Origin of the sequence: Cupriavidus taiwanensis LMG 19424, assembly GCF_000069785.1 — a bacterium.
Classification (GTDB): domain Bacteria; phylum Pseudomonadota; class Gammaproteobacteria; order Burkholderiales; family Burkholderiaceae; genus Cupriavidus; species Cupriavidus taiwanensis.
Genome location: NC_010530.1, coordinates 1 through 19,833, shown reverse-complemented (window position 1 = coordinate 19,833; position 19,833 = coordinate 1). Strand labels below are relative to the sequence as shown.

18 protein-coding genes are annotated in these 19,833 nt (G+C 67.9%); 3 read left to right on the top strand and 15 right to left on the bottom strand.

What is annotated here, in order from left to right; genetic code table 11:
• Positions 1-23: 23 nt before the first annotated feature.
• Together RALTA_RS15875 and RALTA_RS15870 are read right to left on the bottom strand one after the other, a co-directional pair.
• Positions 24-2,360 carry a polysaccharide biosynthesis tyrosine autokinase gene (locus RALTA_RS15875; protein ID WP_012354883.1) on the bottom strand — a complete coding sequence of 779 codons (2,337 nt, stop codon included), beginning with the start codon at positions 2,358-2,360 and terminating at the stop codon, positions 24-26.
• A gap of 110 nt (positions 2,361-2,470) precedes the next feature.
• Positions 2,471-4,045 (bottom strand): mannose-1-phosphate guanylyltransferase/mannose-6-phosphate isomerase, encoded by a 1,575-nt coding sequence (locus tag RALTA_RS15870; RefSeq protein ID WP_012354882.1) that lies wholly within the window; start codon positions 4,043-4,045, stop codon positions 2,471-2,473.
• A gap of 365 nt (positions 4,046-4,410) precedes the next feature.
• Here RALTA_RS15870 and RALTA_RS15865 point away from each other — a divergent pair, with 365 nt between their 5' ends.
• Entirely contained in the window at positions 4,411-5,484 is a 1,074-nt protein-coding gene (locus RALTA_RS15865) for a DUF1839 family protein (protein WP_012354881.1), read from the top strand.
• A gap of 58 nt (positions 5,485-5,542) precedes the next feature.
• Here the strand turns inward: RALTA_RS15865 and RALTA_RS15860 are convergent, their stop codons facing one another.
• The 10 genes from RALTA_RS15860 to RALTA_RS15815 all read right to left on the bottom strand — a co-directional run bounded on the left by RALTA_RS15860 (position 5,543) and on the right by RALTA_RS15815 (position 14,428).
• Positions 5,543-6,265: a Crp/Fnr family transcriptional regulator gene (locus RALTA_RS15860; protein WP_012354880.1), complete on the bottom strand. Its 723-nt coding sequence runs from the start codon at positions 6,263-6,265 to the stop codon at positions 5,543-5,545.
• A 621-nt stretch (positions 6,266-6,886) separates the two neighbouring features.
• Positions 6,887-7,867 carry a DUF1839 family protein gene (locus RALTA_RS15855; RefSeq protein WP_012354878.1) on the bottom strand — a complete coding sequence of 327 codons (981 nt, stop codon included), beginning with the start codon at positions 7,865-7,867 and terminating at the stop codon, positions 6,887-6,889.
• A complete protein-coding gene (locus RALTA_RS15850; protein WP_012354877.1) occupies positions 7,868-8,866 on the bottom strand; it encodes an amino acid--[acyl-carrier-protein] ligase in 999 nt (332 codons plus the stop codon).
• Positions 8,867-8,941: 75 nt separating this feature from the next.
• The gene (locus RALTA_RS15845) at positions 8,942-9,193 is read right to left on the bottom strand and encodes an acyl carrier protein (RefSeq protein ID WP_012354876.1); all 252 of its coding nucleotides are present in this window, start codon (positions 9,191-9,193) and stop codon (positions 8,942-8,944) included.
• Between the two features lie 112 nt (positions 9,194-9,305).
• On the bottom strand, positions 9,306-10,709 hold the full coding sequence (locus RALTA_RS15840) for an undecaprenyl-phosphate glucose phosphotransferase (protein WP_012354875.1): 1,404 nt from the start codon (positions 10,707-10,709) through the stop codon (positions 9,306-9,308).
• Between the two features lie 132 nt (positions 10,710-10,841).
• Complete coding sequence (locus tag RALTA_RS15835) at positions 10,842-11,507, bottom strand: phosphatase PAP2 family protein (RefSeq protein WP_012354874.1); 666 nt, start codon at positions 11,505-11,507, stop codon at positions 10,842-10,844.
• Between the two features lie 483 nt (positions 11,508-11,990).
• Positions 11,991-12,305 (bottom strand): hypothetical protein, encoded by a 315-nt coding sequence (locus tag RALTA_RS15830; RefSeq protein WP_012354872.1) that lies wholly within the window; start codon positions 12,303-12,305, stop codon positions 11,991-11,993.
• 95 nt (positions 12,306-12,400) lie between these two features.
• Positions 12,401-12,943: a response regulator transcription factor gene (locus RALTA_RS15825; RefSeq protein WP_012354871.1), complete on the bottom strand. Its 543-nt coding sequence runs from the start codon at positions 12,941-12,943 to the stop codon at positions 12,401-12,403.
• A 265-nt stretch (positions 12,944-13,208) separates the two neighbouring features.
• The gene (locus RALTA_RS15820; protein WP_012354870.1) at positions 13,209-14,054 is read right to left on the bottom strand and encodes a response regulator transcription factor; all 846 of its coding nucleotides are present in this window, start codon (positions 14,052-14,054) and stop codon (positions 13,209-13,211) included.
• 197 nt (positions 14,055-14,251) lie between these two features.
• Complete coding sequence (locus RALTA_RS15815) at positions 14,252-14,428, bottom strand: hypothetical protein (RefSeq protein WP_157877178.1); 177 nt, start codon at positions 14,426-14,428, stop codon at positions 14,252-14,254.
• A 155-nt stretch (positions 14,429-14,583) separates the two neighbouring features.
• Here RALTA_RS15815 and RALTA_RS15810 point away from each other — a divergent pair, with 155 nt between their 5' ends.
• Positions 14,584-16,176: a phage integrase family protein gene (locus RALTA_RS15810; RefSeq protein WP_012354869.1), complete on the top strand. Its 1,593-nt coding sequence runs from the start codon at positions 14,584-14,586 to the stop codon at positions 16,174-16,176.
• Positions 16,177-16,281: 105 nt separating this feature from the next.
• On the opposite strand, the gene RALTA_RS15805 is transcribed toward RALTA_RS15810, so the two are convergent.
• Together RALTA_RS15805 and RALTA_RS15800 are read right to left on the bottom strand one after the other, a co-directional pair.
• The gene (locus RALTA_RS15805) at positions 16,282-17,298 is read right to left on the bottom strand and encodes a ParB/RepB/Spo0J family partition protein (RefSeq protein WP_012354868.1); all 1,017 of its coding nucleotides are present in this window, start codon (positions 17,296-17,298) and stop codon (positions 16,282-16,284) included.
• A 2-nt stretch (positions 17,299-17,300) separates the two neighbouring features.
• Positions 17,301-17,960 (bottom strand): AAA family ATPase, encoded by a 660-nt coding sequence (locus RALTA_RS15800; protein WP_012354867.1) that lies wholly within the window; start codon positions 17,958-17,960, stop codon positions 17,301-17,303.
• Between the two features lie 375 nt (positions 17,961-18,335).
• Between RALTA_RS15800 and RALTA_RS15795 the strand changes: the two genes are divergently transcribed.
• Complete coding sequence (locus RALTA_RS15795; RefSeq protein WP_006159056.1) at positions 18,336-18,539, top strand: cold-shock protein; 204 nt, start codon at positions 18,336-18,338, stop codon at positions 18,537-18,539.
• A 111-nt stretch (positions 18,540-18,650) separates the two neighbouring features.
• Here the strand turns inward: RALTA_RS15795 and RALTA_RS15790 are convergent, their stop codons facing one another.
• Complete coding sequence (locus tag RALTA_RS15790; protein ID WP_012354866.1) at positions 18,651-19,745, bottom strand: replication protein RepA; 1,095 nt, start codon at positions 19,743-19,745, stop codon at positions 18,651-18,653.
• Positions 19,746-19,833 lie beyond the last annotated feature (88 nt).

The following is a 19,833-nucleotide window of genomic DNA, read 5'->3' as shown; positions in this document are numbered from 1 at the left end:
CGCTCACCGGCCGCGGCGGCCTCTTATTCTCGTTTGTCTTCGCGATGCAGTGCCTGCCCGATCCGCCGCGACATCGGCGCGGTCGCCGGCATGCCGAGGTAAGGATTGACGCTGTCGAACTCGGCACGATTGCTGCGCTTGGCAACCACACAGTTGAGAATGCCGCCCAGCAGGCGCGCGTCGGCCCGCTGCAGGCGCTTGAGCGTTTCATCGACCTGGCCCGGCAGCGTGGCATCGGCACGCATCACCACCAGGGTCGAACCCGCCAGGTTCGCGACCAGGCTGGCATCGGCCACCGCCAGCACCGGCGGCGTGTCGACCAGCACCAGGTCGAAGCGTGCGGCGCACTGCCGCAACATCTCCGCCATGCCCGGGCGCATCAGCAGCTCGGAAGGATTCGGCGGCGGCAAACCCGCCGGCAGGATCGACAAGCCGTTGACCACCGTGGGCCGCACCGCCGCGGCGAGCGGCACATGCCCGGTCAGCAGTTCGGCCAGGCCGGATTCGGCGGGCTGGTCGAACCAGCTCGCCACGCGGCCGCGGCGCAGGTCGGCGTCGATCAGCAGCACGCGCTGGCCAGCTTCGGCAAACAGCACGGCCAGGTTCACCGACGCAAAGGTCTTGCCGGCGCCGGGCGCCGGGCTGGTCACGGCAATGACATGGTCGGGCGCGCTGCGCAGGGCAAAATGCACCGCGGCGCGGATATTGCGCAGCCCTTCCACCGCCAGCGAGTGCGGCGCGTTGCGCGCCAGCAGGAACTGGTCGTGCAGGCCAAGCCGAAGCATCCGCTCGCTGTCATCTTCCAGCGCGGACACGTCGATCACCGCGCTCGACGGCCGCGGCCGTTCCAGGCGCGCCAACGGCGGCGCGGCGTAGCCGGCGGCCACGCCCAGCAGGGCCTTGGCCGACACCATGCGCTCGAGCGCCGCCTGTTCGCGGCTGAAGGCAATGTCGCCCAGCATGGTGATGCCGAGCTTGTCCTCGGCATCATTGGCGCTGGCTACGGTGGGCCGCACGCGCTGGCGCAGCGTCAGCGCGCCTGCCGCCAGCAGCATGCCCAGCACGCCGCCGCCGGCAGCAGGCGTCCACGGTCCCATGCCGATCGGCACAGTGGGGGTCAGGGCGTTGTCGACGATGCGCACTTGCCCGGTACGGTCAAGCTGCGCCAGCGACAATTGCTCGACCTTGTTGCGCAGCGTCATGTACATGTCTTCGGCCACCTTGACGTCGCGCGTCAGCGCCACGGACTCGCGTTCGGACGCTGACAGGTTCTGCATGCGCGCGTCCATTTCCTGGCGCTCGCGCGTGAGCTGCTGGATCTGGCTGTCGACGGTGCGGACTTCATTGGCTTCGGTGGTGAAGCGCTGCAGCAGCTTGGTGCGCTCCAGGCGCAGCAGCGCGATCTGGCGCTGGTATTCCATGCTGCCGTTCAGGTAGGACTGCACGTCCTGGCTCGGCGCCAGCGAACCCGAGCGCGAGCGGTAGCGCGTCAGCGCGCCCTCGGCGCGCTCCAGCTCGGCCTTCACGCGCGGCAGCTCGCCCGACAGGAAGGCCAGCGTCGCGGCGGTGTCGTCCTGGCGCTGCTCGGCCTGGCCCTTGATATAGGAATCGGCAATGCCATTGACCAGCGCGGCCGCGGTGGCGGGGTCACGGTTCTGCCAGCTGATGCGCAGCGTGGTGGCGTCGCTCGATTCGCTGTCGACGCGCAGTTCGCGCGTCACGGCATCGACGGTCAGCGTCAGGTCGCGCCGCGTGACCAGAAAGCGCGTGCCCGGGCGCGCCTCGATGCGCCCCACCAGCATCGAGATGCCACTGGCCTCGGCCACCTGGCCGGCGCGGCCCTCGACTTGCGCATCCGGCCCGCTCAGCCGGAAGCCGTTGTCGGGCAGGATCTCCAGCGTCAGCGGCACGTTGAGCAGGCGCGCGGGGACGTTCAGGCGCTCCACCGCCACGCGCTCGCCGCCCCATGCATAGCCCAGTTCCGCCGGCCATGGCCCGCGCAGCTTGCCGGGCTCGGCGAAGTGGTTGACCAGGCTGCCCAGCAGCGGCGCGCGCAACGGCTGGACCTCGATGTCCAGGTGCAGGCGCTCGACCACCGGCCCGACCACGGCACGGCTCTTCAGCATGCCAAGGTCCAGCTGCGGCGCGGCCGCGCGCCCGGCACCGTCGCGGGTCTGCAGTTGCACCAGCGACTTGGCGCGATACACGTCGGGCGTGGACAGCCACGCCAGCCAGGCGAAGGCCGCGCCGGCCAGCCCGGCGGCAAGGATCCAGCCGGCGTGATCCAGCAATACGCGCGCGTTCGCGCCGCTGCGCGGCGACACCTGGTCGGGTACCGGAACGGCTCCGGCAAATGACATTCTGCTCACGACTTCTCTCCCGCCACACGCTGCCTCTCGCCAATCACGCAGCAAGCCGTGCGTGCCCGCGCGCCTGCCGGCGCCGCACGCATGCACTGGCCGCCGACCCCTTATTTGCGCCCGTAGTTGTCTTCGAACCTCACGATGTCGTCTTCGCCCAGATAAGCGCCCGACTGCACCTCGATGATCTCCAGCGGCGTCTTGCCCGGGTTCTCCAGCCGGTGCAAGGTGCCGATGGGGATATAGGTCGACTGGTTTTCCGAAAGAATGCTGATGTTGTCGCCGCAGGTCACGCGCGCGGTGCCGCGCACCACCACCCAGTGCTCGGCACGGTGGTAGTGCATCTGCAACGACAGGCTGGCGCCAGGCTCGACCACGATGCGCTTGACCTGGAAGCGGTCGCCATGGTCGATCGAGTCAAAGCAGCCCCAGGGCCGGCGCACCTTGCGATGGTTCACCACTTCATTGCCATGCTCGGAGCGGATGCGCTGCACGATGTTCTTCACGTCCTGCACGTGGGCCTTGTCCACCACCAGCACCGCATCGGCGGTTTCCACCACCACCACGTCCTGCACGCCGACGCACGCGATCAGCCGGCCTTCGGAATGCGCCAGGCACGAGCTGGCACCGTCGAACAGCACGCGCCCGCGCCCGGCATTGCCGCTGGCGTCCTTCGGCGCGATATCCCAGATCGCCGCCCATGAGCCCACGTCGGACCAGCCCGCATCCAGCGGCACCAGCATGCCGGCGACGTCAGGCAGGGTCTCGAGCTTCTCCATGACCGCGTAGTCGATCGAGTCGGACGGGCAGTCGTGGAACGCTTCCTTGCCCAGGCACAGCACTTCGCCAGCGCAGGCGGCGCGTTCGCTCGCCGCATAGGCGGCACGGCATTGCCGCGCCATCTCCGGCTGCAGCTCGGCCACCGCGCGCAGCCATACCGACGCCCGCACCACGAAGATGCCGCTGTTCCACCAGAACTCGCCGGACTCCACATAGTGCTTGGCCAGCTCCAGGTGCGGCTTCTCGACGAAACGGTCCAGCATGAAAGCGCCATGGTCGGCACCGCCGGCCGCGCGGATGTAGCCAAAACCCGTTTCCGGCGCCACCGGCTTCACGCCCAGCGTGACGATGGCACCGTGGTCGGCATGGTGGATCGCCGTAGCGATGGCCTCGCGGAAAGCCGCGACATCGGCCACGCTGTGGTCGGCCGGCGTGACGACCAGCACGGCATCGCCGCCCTCGCCCGCGGCGGCCAGCGCATGCAGCGCGGCCACCGTCAGCGCCGGCGCGGTATTGCGCCCGCACGGCTCGGACAGCACGCGGGCCGGCTTGCCTGCGCGCTTCATCATGTCGGTGATCATGAAGCGGTGCTCTTCACCGCAGACCACGATCTGCGCCGCTTCCATGCCATCGGGGCGGCCCGCCAGGGCGGCCACGCCGGCAAGGCGGTTGGCCGTGGCTTCCAGCAGCGTGTCTTCGGCAATCAGGTTCAGCAGCTGCTTGGGGAACTGCTCGCGCGACAGCGGCCACAGGCGCGTACCGGCGCCGCCGGCAAGGATCACGGGCTGCACCACCGGCAACGCGGCGCGATGCACCGCCGGTTCGCCCAGCTCCTGCAGGGCAGCATGGATTTCGCCGTTGACTGGCGGCGGCGTCTGGTTCTCTTCCCGGGTCCGAATTCGCATCATGCCTCCTGACGTGTCGCCTGTTCCAAGCGTCCCGCGCGTTTTGCCCGGCGTTGCCCGGCCACTGCTGGCATTGCGGCGGCCTCGCAGAAACGGGTACGCACGGCAGCGGTCCCTGACCGCCATGACGGGGATGCCAGCCAGTCTAGGCAGGCACCCTGGCGCAATCTGTTCGATTCCGCACACCCTCGTCGCGCCGCCGCGCCAGGGCGCGGGCCCCCGCGCCGCGGCGGCCTGCGATCGCGCATGCTCTGTTGGAGAACGCACCGATGGCCGTGCCCGCCGGCGGTGCAATACAGTTGGCCGTGCAGGCGCACCGCTTGCCATCGCGGCCCGGCGGCAGGCACGTACTGCGGAGGAACGACATGGAGCGCGCGGTGGCAACGACGGCAGCAACCACGGCAACCCCGGCCAGCCACCGCGGCGGCTACGCCTGCACGCGGCAGTCGCCGTGCCACCTGGCCAGGCCGGTGCAGCGCTGGCTGCACGATGACGCCGCGATCTGGCAGGAGAGCAATTGCTACATGGACCTGTGGATCGAGCTGCTGTATGGCTGGGGCCTCGACCCGCGCGCGGCGCTGGCCTTCACCGTGGCGCAGGACTACGAGGGCGACCACTTCACCTACTTCAAGTATCCGCAGGCGGACCTCGAACTGCTGTACGGCACGGTGGTGCAGGAAATGGCAATCTACGACACGCTGCAGGCTCACCTGGCCGAACAGGTCGGGCGCGGCCACACCGTGCTGGTGGAGGTCGACAGCTACTACCTGCCCGATACGCGCGCCACCGCCTATCGCCAGGCGCATGCGAAGACCACCGTCGCGATCGACCGGATCGACGCCGCGGCGCAACGGCTGTCCTACTATCACAGCCTCGGCTACCACCGCGCCGAAGACGAGGACTACCGCGGACTGTTGCGCCTGACCCCCGCGCTGCGCGACGGCAACATCCTGTTCCCCTACGCCGAATGCGCCAAGCGCGTGCGCACCCCGCTGCCCGACGCGGCCGCGGCCGACGCGGCGGCGGCGCTGATGCGCCATCACCTGGGCCGCCGCCCGGCGCTGAACCCGGTCACGCGCTGGCGCGCCGACTTCGACCAGCACGTCGCGGTGATCCTGGCGCGCGGTGATGCCTACTTCCATCACTACGGCTTCAACCTGCCGCGCCAGCTGGGGGCGAACTTCGAGATGCTGCATCACTGCCTCGCTTGGTTCGGCGAGCATGGTTACGATGTGCCCGCGCGTGTCGCACGGGCGGCCAACAGCCTGGCTTCGGAATGCAAGGTGGTGCAGTTCCGCCTGGCGCGGGCCATGGCGCGCAGCCGTCCGGACCGCTGCGCCGAGTCCCTGGATACGATGGAGTGCGCTTATGAAACGGTCATCGCCGGCCTGCTGTCGTCGTTCGGCGCCGCCGACCCCGCGCGGCCGGCATACGCCTGACGCCAACGGCAAGTGCGGCGGGCGCACGACCCCTGCTTTGCCGTGCGCCCGTGGCACGTCACGCGTGAGCCAGCGCCGGCAGCAAGCGGTCGTACTCGCGCTTGACCAGCTTGTAGCATTCGCACGAATGCTTCTCGAGCCCGCAATGGTCGAGGATGGTGATATGGCCGCGGCTGTGGTGGATCAGGCCCAGGTTTTCCAGCTTGCCGGCCGCTTCGGTGACGCCTTCGCGGCGTACGCCCAGCATGTTGGCGATGACCTGCTGGGTGATGACCAGCTCGTTGGAGTTCATCCGGTCGCGCGCCAGCAGCAGCCAGCGGCACAGTTGCTTGTTCAGCGAATGGTGGCGGTTGCAAGCCGCGGTCTGCGCGATCTGCGTCAGCACCGCCTGCACATACAGCAGCGTGACGCGCTGCAGGGTGGGCAGGTAGGACAGCTCGGCACGCAGTGCGCGCGCGGGAATGCGGTAGGCGAAGCCCGGGCTGCGCACTTCGACGCGGCTGGGCATGGTATCGCCACCGGTCACCACCGGAATGCCGACCAGGCCTTCATTGCCGACCGCGGCAAACTCGACCGTGGCGCCGTCTTCGAGCAGCGACAGCAGCGACACCACCGACGTGGTCGGGAAATACACATGCACGATGCGCTGGCTGGTATCCGTCAGCAGTTCGCCGGCACGCAGCCGGACCAGTTCAAAGTGGCGCGACAGCGTCTCCCATTCCTGCCGCGGCAGGGCATTGAGCAGATGATTGACATGCAGGTCCGACCGTTGCGTGATCATGCTGATTCTCCCCGTTGACCCGGGACCGGCACTGTGCCGCCGCTCGCGCACTGGTTGCGTGGTGCAAAGCCCGGCGTACCGCTCCACCCGTGACTGATGCTTACCGACTTGTTGACACCGCGTATGCATGGCTGATGACGGGCCGCAAGCGGCATTCCGTCCCGACGCTTCAGGCCTGCGGTGCGCTGTGTGCCTGCCTCGTCTGTTGACTGTATTAAGTGCCATGGCGCACTGAAGCGACAGTAGGCAGACGGTTGGTACTCGTTCATCCTTTGGTTGGTTGGTAGCAGGCCGCCACGGCGCCCGCGGCTGGCGGCAAATGCAAGCTCCGCTGGCGGCGGCAGGCCGGTGGCGCGCTGGCATGAAGCGCTGCCAGGCCAGGCCTGACAACGGGAGAACCGGTTGGCGGCGGCGCACTGGCGTGTCCTGTAGGCCCTATGCGCGCCATGCGGCGGAGCTGGCCGGCCGGTCGGCATTGATGGCGTAGATCTCGCCCGAAGGGATGGCGCCGGCCGCCCCATCGGGTTCGCCCTCATGCATCAGGCGGATGCGCCGCGCAGCCTCGTGGCAGTGGTCGTGTTCGGGACTGACCCTGCGGCATTGCCGCCGCGTCGCGTGCGCTCAGGCCACGCTGGCGCCGAAGTGCGAGGCCAGCGCCGGCACCGTGCCCTGGTAGGCCTGCTCGAGCTGGTCCAGGCAGTCCTGGCACGGATCGGACTTGCGGCTGATCACCGCGCGCATCAGCCGGAACTGCATCACCATGGCTTCGGAGGCCATGGTGTAGCAGGCCTCGCCGATGCAGTCGGGCAGCGAGTGCCCGTGCATCACCAGCCAGCGCAGGTAGCGGCCGAGCAGTTCGAAATTGACGCCCAGCTGGCGCAGCACGCTGGCCGCATAGACCTGGAAATTGGGCTCGCCGCGCGCCATCAGGTGCTCGAGATGGCTCGGGAACGCCATGCGGAACACGCTGATCGGGTTGTGCTGCGGACGGCGCGACAGGTGATGGCGCAGCAGCTCCAGCGAAGTCCGCATCAGCGCGGCATCGGTCAGCGCCGCAAAGCGCCGCCGCGCCACCGAGGCATGCGGAAAGGCCGCCACCTCGCCGTAGCCGACGGTCGCCGGGCGGAAGATGGCGGCATAGTCCTCGCCGCTGGCGGTGTGATAGCCGTCGCCGTGGAAATAGCCCACGGCGGCCGCCTCGGGCACCAGCACGTCAATGCCGATGCACGAGCGCATATGCTGGCGGCGATAGGTGCCGGCCGGCTGCGGCAGCTGGTAGCTGTCGACTTCCAGCAGCACCACGTTGCCGCGCGCGGTCTGGGTGGCCACATGCGCCTCGAGCCGGTCGTACATCGACAGCTCGTGCGTGACGATGCCGTACAGGCGCTCGAGGTCGTTGGCAGGGAACGCGGACAGCGTGAACTGGTCGCCTTCGAAGTCCTGGGCCACGGTGAACGGCAGCGCGGCAATGGGCTCCAGGTCCCATCCCTGCAGCAGCTCGACCCACAGGTCGATATGCTGGTTCGCATGGGACCAGACCGGATTGCCGCCGTGCCAGGTGGAGCGGCCTGCGCGAACCCTGGTCCTGCCGTCGCCGTACATTTACCCTCCCCACAGCGTGTCGCGCACGGGCTGGGGCCAGCGTGCCGGATCCAGCCCGTGGTGGCGCAGCAGCGCCAGCGCCATGCGCTCGACGCCGATGCCGACGCAGCCCGTATGCGCCACCGCGCCATCCGCGGTGCGCAGATCCCACATGTTGCCGAAGTGGTCCATGTGGTAGTTGAAGCTCATGCACGCCGAAGGCGGTGCGCCGTCGTTGATGGGGATCAGCAGCTCGAACTTGAGCCTCAGTTCGCGCTGGCTTTCGGCCACGAGCTTGCCGGCGCGTCCGAAGAACGGATCGCTGGCGACATCGATTTCCACCGGCAGCTGCAGCGCCGCGGCCAGCTCCGGCACGCGCGCGAGCCACTGCTCGCGGAACGCCGCGATCCGCTGCGGCGTCCCCAGGCAGACATACTCGCGCTGGCGGAACAGCTGCATGCGGGTCGGCTCCAGCGAGGACTCGTGGCGAAAGCAGTACGACATCACGTCGATCACCTTGCCGTCCTCCGGCAGCGGACCGCGCCGCGCGATCACGGGGTAGACCGGATAGCACGCGGCCGGCGTAAGCACCACGCCGGTCGGCTGCTGCTGGTCGGTCCAGTCACCCTTGTCTTCCAGGCGCGCCAGCAGGCGGCGGTGCCCCTTGTCATCGCCGCAGAAGCTGTGGACGGTGCCCGCCAGCTGCGGAAAGCTCTTCATGTAGCCGCTGGCCTCGAAGTCCGCCTGGCCCATGGCCGGCGGGAAGTGCAGCGTTTCCGCGCCAAGGCCGCGCCCCAGGTGCGTCATGACATTGTTCATGCCTTCGCAGATCGATTCGAAGGTGGAGCTGCGACCATACAGGCCGGGCACGCCGGTCGGGATCATCAGGCCCTCGGCCACCAGCTGCTCGAGGAACGTGGGGCCGGATGCAGGGGGCGCCGGCTTGCCGCGCGTGGCGGGGCCCGGCTCGGCCGCGGCACCACCCTGGGCGGTACCGTCGGTCAGGGGATGGAGGTCCATGCGATCTCCCTCAGGAACGATCGGCCAGCAACAGGCTGGCGGCGTTGGTCAGAACAGGGCGGCCCAGGCGGGGAATCATGCCGCCTCCTGCTGCTGCCGGATCTGCTCGACCGCGGCGGCCAGGGAATCGATGCTGCGGAACAGCTGGCGCGTCAGCATCTGGTCCGGGATCTCGATGTCGAAAGCGTTCTCGAGCGCGAGCATCACGTGCACGGTGGCCAGCGACGACAGGCCGGCGGCATACAGGTCATCGCTGTCTGCCAGATCGGCGAGCGGCACATCGAGCCGGGCAACTTCGCCCAGGATGCTGCGGATGGTTGCTTTCATGGAACACCTCCGGATTTTTTATGAGTGCGGCCTATTGCACGCTTAACAGGCTGCGGCTTCGGTACGTTTGCGCACGAATCCGTGCGCCCCCCGGGTACCGCCACAGCTGCCCTCAATACGCACTGGCGCCGGTCCAGCCGTGCAGCGCGGTGCGCAGGATGATCTGCAGGTCGAGCTGGAACGACCAGTGCTGGATGTAGTAGATGTCGAACTCGATCCGCCGGCGCATCTTCTCGACGGTATCGGTCTGCCCGCGCAGGCCGTTGATCTGCGCCCAGCCGGTGATGCCAGGCTTGACCCGGTGCCGCAGCATGTAGCGGTCGATCAGCTCCTTGTAGAGCTCGTTGTGCTCCATCGCATGGGGGCGCGGGCCCACCACCGACATCTCGCCGCGCAGCACATTGAAGAACTGGGGCAGCTCGTCCAGGCTGGTGCGGCGCAGGAAGGCGCCGACCCGTGTCACGCGCGCGTCGCCGCGTACCGCCTGCGTCACGCCCACGTCGGCGTGCTGGCGCATGGTGCGGAACTTGAAGACGTCGAACGGGCGTCCGTCCATGCCCAGCCGCCGCTGGCGGAACAGCACCGGCCCGGGCGACGAGAGCTTCACCAGCACCGCCACGACCAGCAGCACCGGCGCCAGGCCAACCAGCGCGGCCAGCGCGAAGGCGCGGTCGAAGCTGGCCTTGAGCAGACCAGTGATGCCCGACACCGGCGGGCTGTTCAGGTCGATCACGGGCAGGCCGAGGAACTCGCTGAAGCGGTGGCCCAGCAGCTCCACCGACATGACGTCGGGGACCCAGCGAATGTCGATCAGCTCATTGCGGAACTGCCGCACCACGTCGTACAGGTCGCGGCAAGCCGCCATCGGCAGCGTCAGCCAGATTTCCCTGACGGCCTGGCTGCGCACGAACAGGTTGACCTCTTCCATGGTGCGCAGCGAGACCACGCCATCGGGCACCGCGATCGGCTCTTCATGGTAGATGCCGACCACGCGGTAGCCCGCGGCGCGGATCTGGTCCACGCGCAGGTACATCTCGCGCCCCAGCGGGCCGTAGCCGAAGATCACCACGCGCTTGGCATTGATGCCCTGCTCGCGCACATTGCCCAGCATGCGGAACATGACCGCGCGCACCCCAGCCAGCGCCAGCAGGCTGGAGCCGAACCAGCCCAGCGACCAGACCCGCGACACCGCGGCGATCTGGTGCATCAGGAACGCCGTCATCAGGCCGACGATGAACACCGTGGTCCACGCGGCAAGCAGGCGCAGCACCAGCGCAGCGCGGCTGCGGCCGCGCCACGATTCATAGATGCCGAAGGCCGGGAACACCGCCAGCACCCCGATCGAGCACAGCGCGGCAAGAAAGCCGTGCACCGGCGCGGCACCGCGGATCCCTTCCGGAAAGTACAGCGCACCGATCACTACCGCGCAGGCGCCGACCAGCACCGCGTCGGCCAGCCGGTACAACAGGTGCAGCGCCGTGTGGCGCTCTGCCGCAAAGGTCGAACTGGATGCCATGGCTGCCCACCGCGAATGCAATCCCCGATGCAGCGATGGTTGCCGAGCCGCCCGGCAGTGTCTGTTGGCGGGCGCACACAGCCCGGGGCGCGGCAATCCGCCTGGCGCGGCCGCGCTCAGCAGCTCAGCAGCTCAGCAGGAGCGGCAACACACCCGTGCGTCGCGCCCCGCGTAGGCGGGCGCCTGCCAGTGCATGGCCCATTCGCCGCGCTGGAAGGTGCGGTCGCGGCCCGACAGCAGCATGGCAAGTTGCTGGATCAGCGCGTGCGAGGCGCCCACGGTGCCGGTCATCGGCATCACCAGCGCCGTGGCCAGCACCACACTGGTCAGCACCATCGCCAGCGGTCCGTGCGGCGTGGTGCGCCGCAGGATGAACGGCACGCTCACGCACAGGCCGACAGCGAGGCCGCCCGCCACCTCCGACACCGAGTGCGCGTGCAGCGCAAGCCGCGACACGCCCACCAGCAGCGCCAGGCCCACGCCCGCGCCCGCGGCGAGCCAGCCCAGCCGCCGCCACGCGGCCGGCACCGCCAGGTAGAGCAGCACCGGCAACACCGACGCCGCCATCATCGCGTGCCCGGAGAACCCGGTGAAGTTCAGCGCCGCGCTGCCGATGCCCCAACCCAGGAATGCCAGCTTGGATGCCAGCACCAGCAGCGCTGCCGCGGCGAACGCCACCACCCAGTGGCGCGCGCTTCCGGGCGCGCCGCGCCAGTACAGCCAGAGCGCCAGGAACACGGCGCAAGGCAGCAGGTACGCGGATTCGCCGAACAGGGAAACGAGATGCCAGTGGCTCATGGGCAGGCGCGGGCGCGCGTCAGGGTCTGGTGGCGCAGCGTACCACCGCGCCGCGCCCGGCGGCATCGACCGGTTGGGCGGATCGTCCAGCCCGCACGCGCGCGCATCGCGCGCCCCGGCCTGCGCCGGTCAGGGTGCAGACAGGTTGAGAGTGCATGACTGCATTGGCCTTCTGGTGGATAGAGAGTCTTTGCGCAATTCGATATGTTCAATCGGGATCGCTGCCCATGCATCACCGGGCAGCGTTTTCAAAGCCCGCATGGTCCCCCGGTCGGCGGGCTTCTTTTTTTGCCGGCCGGGCACGCGTCGCGTAGCGGTGCGGCATGGTCCGGACCACGCGGCGCACGGTGCGATCCAGGATGCGATCCGCGTCGCAAGGGGGCCCGCACAGCCAGGCCCGCACAGCAGGCTCGCACAAATGCACAGCGGCACCGGGCGCTCGCGCCGGGTGCCGCTGCACAACTGCTGCGCGTGCCTGCAGGTTCAGGTCACCAGCGACGGCGGCACGCGGTGCCGATGCTGCGCGATGATCAGCGCCTTGAGGCTCTCCACGCGCAGCAAGGCTTCGCGCTCGCCGGCCGCGCGCGCGGCATCGGCGGCGGCCAGCTCGCAATCGAACTGGCGCCCGTGCAGTTCTCCCCGGTACAGCAGCGGCTCATCGCTGCCGGCAGCGCCATCCGCGCCGCAACCTTCCTCATGATGGGCGGCAAGCCTGATCTCGAAGCAGCACGCCCACTTTCCCCGGCCCTCGCGCACCGCAAAGCCGCGCACGACGAGGAACTCCAGTCCGGACTCCATACGACCCCCTTCTCCCCGGGACGGCCAGCCTGCAAATGAGGGCCAGCTTCTGCCTCCGGGCGAATCAAGCATAGGCCATCAGGAACATTGCGCCCTCATCCGGTGGTTGTAGGACGGGTCGCACAAAGGAGGGAGGGCGCGGGCACACGCGCCTCGCCGAGCGACAGCGCCATGCGCGGAAAACACTGGCCGCCTGCCCACACCAGCGCGGTGGCCGCGCAGACCAGGTCCGCCGCCGCGGGCAAGGCCAGGCAGCCGCTGGCGCCGAGCAGCGCGGCATGCAGGATCAACGCGGGATCGAGGCGATCCGACAACACCAGCCAGCGCCGCGGCGCCAGGCGCGCGTGCAGTTGGTCCAGCCATGCGCGCGGATCGCCGTCCAGGCCGCTGCAATCGATGACGGCCATGTCCGCGGGATCCGGCGGCGACGCGGCGGCGCGCGCTGACGCGTGGCCCGAGACAGCGCGAGGGTCGTGCCTTGCGGCCTGCGCCGGCCCAGCAGACTGCGGCGCGCGCGCCGGAATCTGCAGCCATTGCGGCGTGCGCCAGGTAATCGGCCTGGGCAGGTCCAGCGCATGCAGTCGCCGTGCGAGGACCCGGCACATCATTTCATTGCTCGCGATCAGGTAGGTCGGCATTGACTCGGTCCGGCGGCAACCCGGGCAGCCATGGCAGTGGCCGCGCGGTCGGTCCGGGCGTTGTGGCCCGGCAGGGAGGCATCGCGCCAGCACCAACCCGCCGGTGTCGCTCCGTGCGGATGCCTTCTCCCAGAAGGTAGCAAGCCGCTGTCCCCCCTGCCTCATGCTTTTGGCGGAGCCCCGCGCGGCAGAAGGATGAGGTGCTGCGCCATGGTGTGGAGCGCCATGGTGTGGAGCGCTCGCACAGGTGGCCGGATCGGCCAGCTCAGGCTGCCTGGCCCACGGGCGCCGGCACACGCGCCGGCGGCGCAGCCGGGTCCGGACCCGCCCAGTTGAGCGTGGCGCCCTTTTGCAGGGCCACGTAGACCGCTTCACCCTTGTTGCGCACGTGCAGACGCTGATACAGCGTGCAGGCATGCGTCTTCGCGGTGGCGATCGAGATATTCAGCATGCGGCTGACGGTCTTGATCGGATAGCCCCGCGCCAGCAATGCCAGCACCTCGTACTGGCGCTCGGTGATGTTCAGCAGGTGTGCGCCGGCCGATGGCGTTTCATACGCGGTGGCGTGTGCAGCGAACTGGCGTTGCACCACCGGCGCCGCGCTGTCGTGGCTGGCATCGTCCACGGGGCGCAGCGCCACCACCCGGGCATCGCCCGCCGGCGCGGGCGCCAGCGCACGCGCCGGTGCCGCATCCGTGCCGGCCAGCCGGCCCGGCACCGGCTGGTTCCACGCCGGGAAGCACTCGCCGCCGGCCAGCACCAGCCGCACCGCCGCATCCAACGCATCCGCGCTGCAGTGCTTCGGCACGCAGCCACGCACCGGCTCGGGCAGTCCGCCCTCCGGCAGCGCCGGCATCGCCTGCTCGCTGAGGACCAGCACCCGCTGTGGTCGCAGCCGCTGACACACCTGCTCGAGCATGGACCAGCCGCTGGCCGGGTCGGCCGGCAGTCCGAAGACCATCAGGTCTGCATCGTTGAGCCAGAGGTCGGCGTCGATGGGCGCCAGGGGATCGATGTCTAGCAGGTCGCCCTCGAGGTTTGCCTGGGCCAGCAGGTGGCGCAGTCCCAAGCGCAGGAGGGGATGAGGCTCAATCAAGAGGATGGTGGCCATGGCCGCTCTCTTATTATTGCGGCAAGCATGGACCCCGCGAAAATCCGTGCTTGCTTGTCGGACGTGCCCCGCTATCCTGCGGTTGCACCTCCATACGATCCGCCAGTGCTCCGGGGCCGCCCTACAGCCTACCCGTCTGGCCGCAGGTCGTCCTTGCCCTGGAGATACCGGATCGCCCCGGTGTGCGTGTGAAACGCTTATGTTGCAAGAGCCTTAGATTCGGCTGAAGTCTGATCTAAGTATTTATAACTCCTGAGCTGCAGCATATGAAACGCGCCCGGCGAATGCAAGGTGATGGTGCGCTGCAGCGGGTAATCCCCAACCGGCGCCTTGCGGTCCGGTTTGATCCGGCGCATGCCGGCTGATTGCAGCATACGGGTCGTTGCGTACGGGAGGCACTGTGCATCCGGCGCCATCGCGCATAGAATTATCGGCATTGCATTTTGCTATGCATTTGGGGCCGGACCATTTCCGTCTCGGTCCGAGTGCCTTATAAATCAATAAGTTAGCCATACTGCGCAAGCTGCCGATGATTCCTGCCGCGCCCTCTGTCAGCCTGACCCGAAGCGAGTTCGCCGCCGTGCGTGCCTATGTCCAGGGCATGCCCGCCGCCATGGTGGTCCCCCGCTACCTTGCGGACGACACGGACGACGACGACGCCGGGGCGGAGTCGGCGCTGCGCATCCTGCTGGCGTTGCGCGACCGCATGGTCCAGCTGGCGCACCTGCACGGGCGCGCCGACCTGGCCGACCTGTTGCTGGCCGGCCCGGGACGATCCAACCGGGGCATGGACCGCCGGGTCGATGCGCTCGGCGAACTGGAACGGCTTGGCACGGCGGCACCCCAGCACCAGCACAGTGTGGAATTATGGTTTGCGCCCGCCCTGGCGCGACGCCTGCGCAATGCGGGTATTGTGACGCTTAAGTCTCTATTGGATCTGGCGAACCAGCGCGGTACCGCCTGGTGGCGCACGGTGCCGCGCATCGGTGCGCTCGCCGGCACGGCCATCAACCGCTGGCTCGGCGAGCATCGCACGGTCTTCAAGGGCGCGGACGGCGCGCCGCTGCTGCAAGCGCACGTCGGCAACCGCGCGCCGCTGCAACCGGCTGCGCTCAGTCCGGGCCTGCGCCAGCCGTTGCCGCTCGAGTGGCTGACCGAGGCGCCGTCCGCCGGTACAGGCGGCGCCTGCCCGTACAGCCTTGGCGTGACGGTGGTCAGGGCGTGGCTGCGCGATGCGGCCGCCGGCCGGGGCAGCACCTTCGCCGCGTATCGCAAGGAGGCGGAGCGTTTGCTGCTGTGGGCGGCGCTCGAGCGCAACAAAGGGCTGTTGCAACTGGATCTGGACGACCGCCAGGCCTATCTGGCATTCCTGGCCAGCCCCGAACCCGCCAGCCGCTGGTGCGGGCCGCGCGCGCCGCGGCACCAGGCCGCGTGGCGGCCGCTGACCGGCGCGCTGAGCCCGGCCAGCCAGCGGCACAGCCTGCGCGTGCTGGCTGCCTTGTTCCGCTGGATGCACGATAACGGCTATCCGTGCGCGGCGCGCTGGCCGGCGCCGACAGGCGCGGAACGGGCCATGACGCCGGCAACGGCTGCACTGCCCGTTCGCGCGCCGCTGCCTGACGACAGCCTCGCCGCCTTCCTGTCATGGCTGGCGGCACAGGCCGAAGCCAGCGACGGTCAGCGCTACCGCGCCGCGCACGCCGCCATCCTGCTGTTGCGCGAGCGAGGACTCCGCCTGGACCAGCTGTCATCGGCGACGTTGCGATCGCTGGCATCAACTGGCGCCGTCGATGGCAGCACCATCGAATCCGCTACGCCCCAGCGTGGCGTGGTCGGGACCCGCCCCGGGGACACCCTCGCGCCCGCGACGCAGTCCGCACTGGCGCGCCACTGGCAAGACCGCCAGCTGCAATGGGACGGGCCCGGCATGGAAGACGCCTGCCTGATCGGCCCGGCGACGGCGCCGCCCACCGGGCGCGCCCGCCGCAAGCGCGCGGCACAGCCTCTCGCCGGCTATTCGGTGCGCGGCCTGCACGCCTTGCTTGCCGCCACGCTGGAGCGCTACCGCAAGCGCTGTGATCCGGCATTTGCGGCACGTTCGCCGCGTGACCTGATGGCCTGAATAAATAAAATGGGGGGCAGTGTCACCACTGCCCCCCCACATACATGTCCCGCCCGGCGGGACAGCACCCGTGTCAGCGCTGCGGCGAACCCGCCGCCGCCCGTTTCAGAGCAGGGTCTTGTCAAGTCCGAAGCGAGACTTCAAGGCTTCAACCAGTGCCTCGCGCGCACTGCGGTCGCTCAGTTGCACGTCAAGCATCACCCGCCCCGAATCCCATTCCTTGATCGTGCCCAGCAACTGGCCGCTGTCGGTACGGATCTTGTACTGGCGGCTGATCTCCTTGACCTTGCGGGCCTTGCCCTCCTGCGCCTGCTTGCGGATCGCCTCGACTTCCCGGCTGGACAGCCCGTCGTGGATGATCCGTCCGGCCAGCTCGCGGGTCCGCTCTTCACCTGCCAGCTTGAAGTACAGCGTCAGTTCGTAGCCCGCGGCAATGCCGATGGCGCTCGGGCATTCGCGCATCACGGCCAGCACCGACTCCGGCAGTCGCAGCAACGCGAGCGTCTTGTTCACCGTACCCGCCGAAATGCCGGTCAGTTCGCAGATCTCCTCTTCCTTCTGGACCTTGCCTTCGTCCAGCAGCTGGCGCCAGGCAATTGCATTGTCGAGCGCGGACTGGTCCGAGCGCTGCTCGTTCAGCATGAACGACAGCCGGTAGAAGTCCAGGTCGCTCAGGTCGTTCTCGACGAAGCATTCCATGTCGAGCTTGCCGGCGGAGGCCAGGGCTCGCTTGCGGTAATGACCGTCGATCAGGATGTAGTGGCCAGGGCGTTGCGGGTCCGGTGCGGCCAGGCCCGGCGTCTTCTGCCCGTGCGTGGCGATCGACGCGGCGCGCTCCTGCACCACGGCAGGATCGTAGATGCGGCGCGCATTCAGCGGGTTGTCATGCAGCTGCGCCAGCGGGATTCGGATCAATTGCCGGCCCGCGGCGCTGTCGTCGTGACTTTCAGCGCTGAAACTGAGCGGCGCTTCGACAGCCCCCCTGCCCTGCAGCAAGCCGTTGGGATGCCGGGAAATGGCCGCCTCCGCCCGCGCGAAGCGATCCATCGTATCGTTCCGGCTCTTTTCGGCCGCCATGCCGGCGAGCATGCCGGCTTTCAGGCTTTTTAGTTTGGTAACCATGCCTATTGCTCAATCAAAGACAACACTTCATCGACCATCATGTCGACCTCTTGCACCGCCTCGCGCGCCCCGGCCACGCCGTGGACGGTGCAGCCGATTGCCTGGCATTCGCGGAATGCCGAGCGCGACCCGATCATCGAGTTCAGCAGCGGAACGTCGCCATCGTCGCCAAGAATTTCAATTGCCTGGCGCGCGATCGACACCCGGCGCTGGACCATATTGGCCATCACCCGGATCAGCAGCGATTCGTTCTGTACCTGCGCGTGCTGGGCCAGCGTTTTCGCGGCTACCGCGGCCCACAGGTCCGGCGGCGACGGAACGACGGGAATGATGGCGAGATCGGAAATCAGCAACGCGCTGGACGGCGCCGCCGAATGGACTGCCGGCGGGCAGTCCACGACGATGTAGTCATAATCCTGGACAAACTTGCGGACCTCCCGGTGCATGGCGCCACCAGACGGCGCCAGCCCGATCACCGAGGCCGGAAATGGCCGCTCGTCGCTGGCCTGGGCCGCCCAGCGGGTGGCGGTGCCTTGTTCGTCCATGTCGACCAGCATCGAACGGGCTCCGCGCAATCCCAGCGTGCCGGCAAGATGCATGCTGACCGTCGTCTTGCCGCAACCGCCTTTCTGATTAAAGACCGTGATGATTTTGGCTGGCACGCGACCTCTCTTTCAGCGCTGAAAGCGCAGTTGATTCTTAAGGCGCAACTGTAGCCAAAACGAGGTGACGCATCAACCGTTTTCCAATTTAACAAAATTTGTGTTTCCAGACGCTGAGGGCATGAAGGGCCCTCGAGCCGCGGAAAACCGTCAAGTCGGTAAAATTGCTTGAAAATCGGACCGGAATGTGCCTAAAGTATCTGTAGTGCGCATTACGCCGCACATGACACCGTAATCCAAAGTGGTTATGATGCCGCTACAGTCGAGTCAAGTCGTGTCACCTCGTCGGCTTCCGTTCGGTATCTACGAGAACTCAACGTGCTTGAACGGTTGTTTGCGTTGTGTACAAGAACTTGCTTCGAAAAGGAAATTCCTATGGCAACCGGTACGGTCAAGTGGTTCAACGAGACCAAGGGCTTTGGCTTTATTACCCCGGACGACGGTGGTGCAGACCTGTTCGCGCACTTCTCGGAAATCCAGGGCTCGGGCTTCAAGACCCTGAAGGACGGGCAACGCGTGACGTTTGAAGTCAAGCAAGGCCCGAAGGGCCTGCAGGCTTCGGCCATCAAGCCGGCCTGATCCAGCCTCGGCTGATCCCCCGCCCGCCGCGATGCATTGGCGGGCAACAAAAAAGGCAAGCGTTCCACGCTTGCCTTTTTTGCGTCCAGGGCGCTGCGATGGCGGCGTGGTTCAGCCCAGCTTGCGCACGCTGGTGCGCGACGGCTGCAGGATCAGCGCCTTGGACGAATCCGCGTCCACCTTGGCGCCGGGGTAGACCACCAGCACGTCCTTCAAGGCCTTGCGGAACAGCGCGCGGAACTTGCGTTCGCTTTCGGTTTCCGTGCCGAACTGCATCTGCAGCGCTTCCCACGGAATCTCGGTGCGGCGCTGGATCGTAAAGAACCGGTAAGTCAGCCACGAATACACGTCGAGCGCGAACGGCGACTGCTTGAGCGCCTTCAGCGCGCGCATGTCCACCGGCACCGGCCGATTGACCAGCTCGTTGAAGAACGGCTCGGACAACACCACGAAGCTCTCGAACATCGAGCCCTGCCCCGGCTGCATCGGATCCCACCAGGTCGACAGCTGGTCGGCCAGCAGGTAGCCGACACGGTCGATCGACAGCGGCTCGTGGTTCGGATTCTGGTTCTGGCTCGGCGTCGACTTGTTCTGCACGATGGCGATCGTCGCCGAGAACAGGCGGATCATCTGCTGGCGTACCAGCGTCATGGTGCCGCGCTTGCCCCCTGTGGCCATCGGGATGCCGAGGTTGTACATGAACTCCGACAGCGAGTTGCCAAGCGAGATGCGCCGGTCTTCCACCGTTCCGGTGAATTCCCCGCGCTTTTTCTTGGCCATGATCTCCTTGCCGATCCAGGCCAGCATCAGCCGCGGATAGGAGCCGTACGGGTACCCCAGCGACACCGTCTCTGACACCAGCTTCTGGCGCCCGTTGGCGGCGCGCTCGGAACGCTGCTGCGTGAAGTAGCCCGGCTGGATCATCAGCGAAATATTGCCGCTGGTGCGGGTCCAGACCGGCGGCGCGCCCTTGGGCGCGCGATACGGCAGCGTGACCTGGACGCTGGCCCGGCTGAGGAAGCCGACCTCGCCGCTTTGCCAGGCGTCTTCGCGCTCCATGGCCTGTGCCTCGTCGAACAGGCGCTGGAATTTCTCGGACGGAACCAGGTTGTTCTCGTTGCCGGGAACAATGATGCGGGAGGGCTCGGCGTCCAGGTCGAGGACGCTCCGATCCCCCGTGGCGGCCGGGGAGCGTTTGATGGGCATAGTGGCTTGCTTCGGATTACCCGCCTTTGTACTCGAAGCCGCAAAGCTTGTCACGCAGAAACAGGTACACAAGCGACGGCATTGCTTG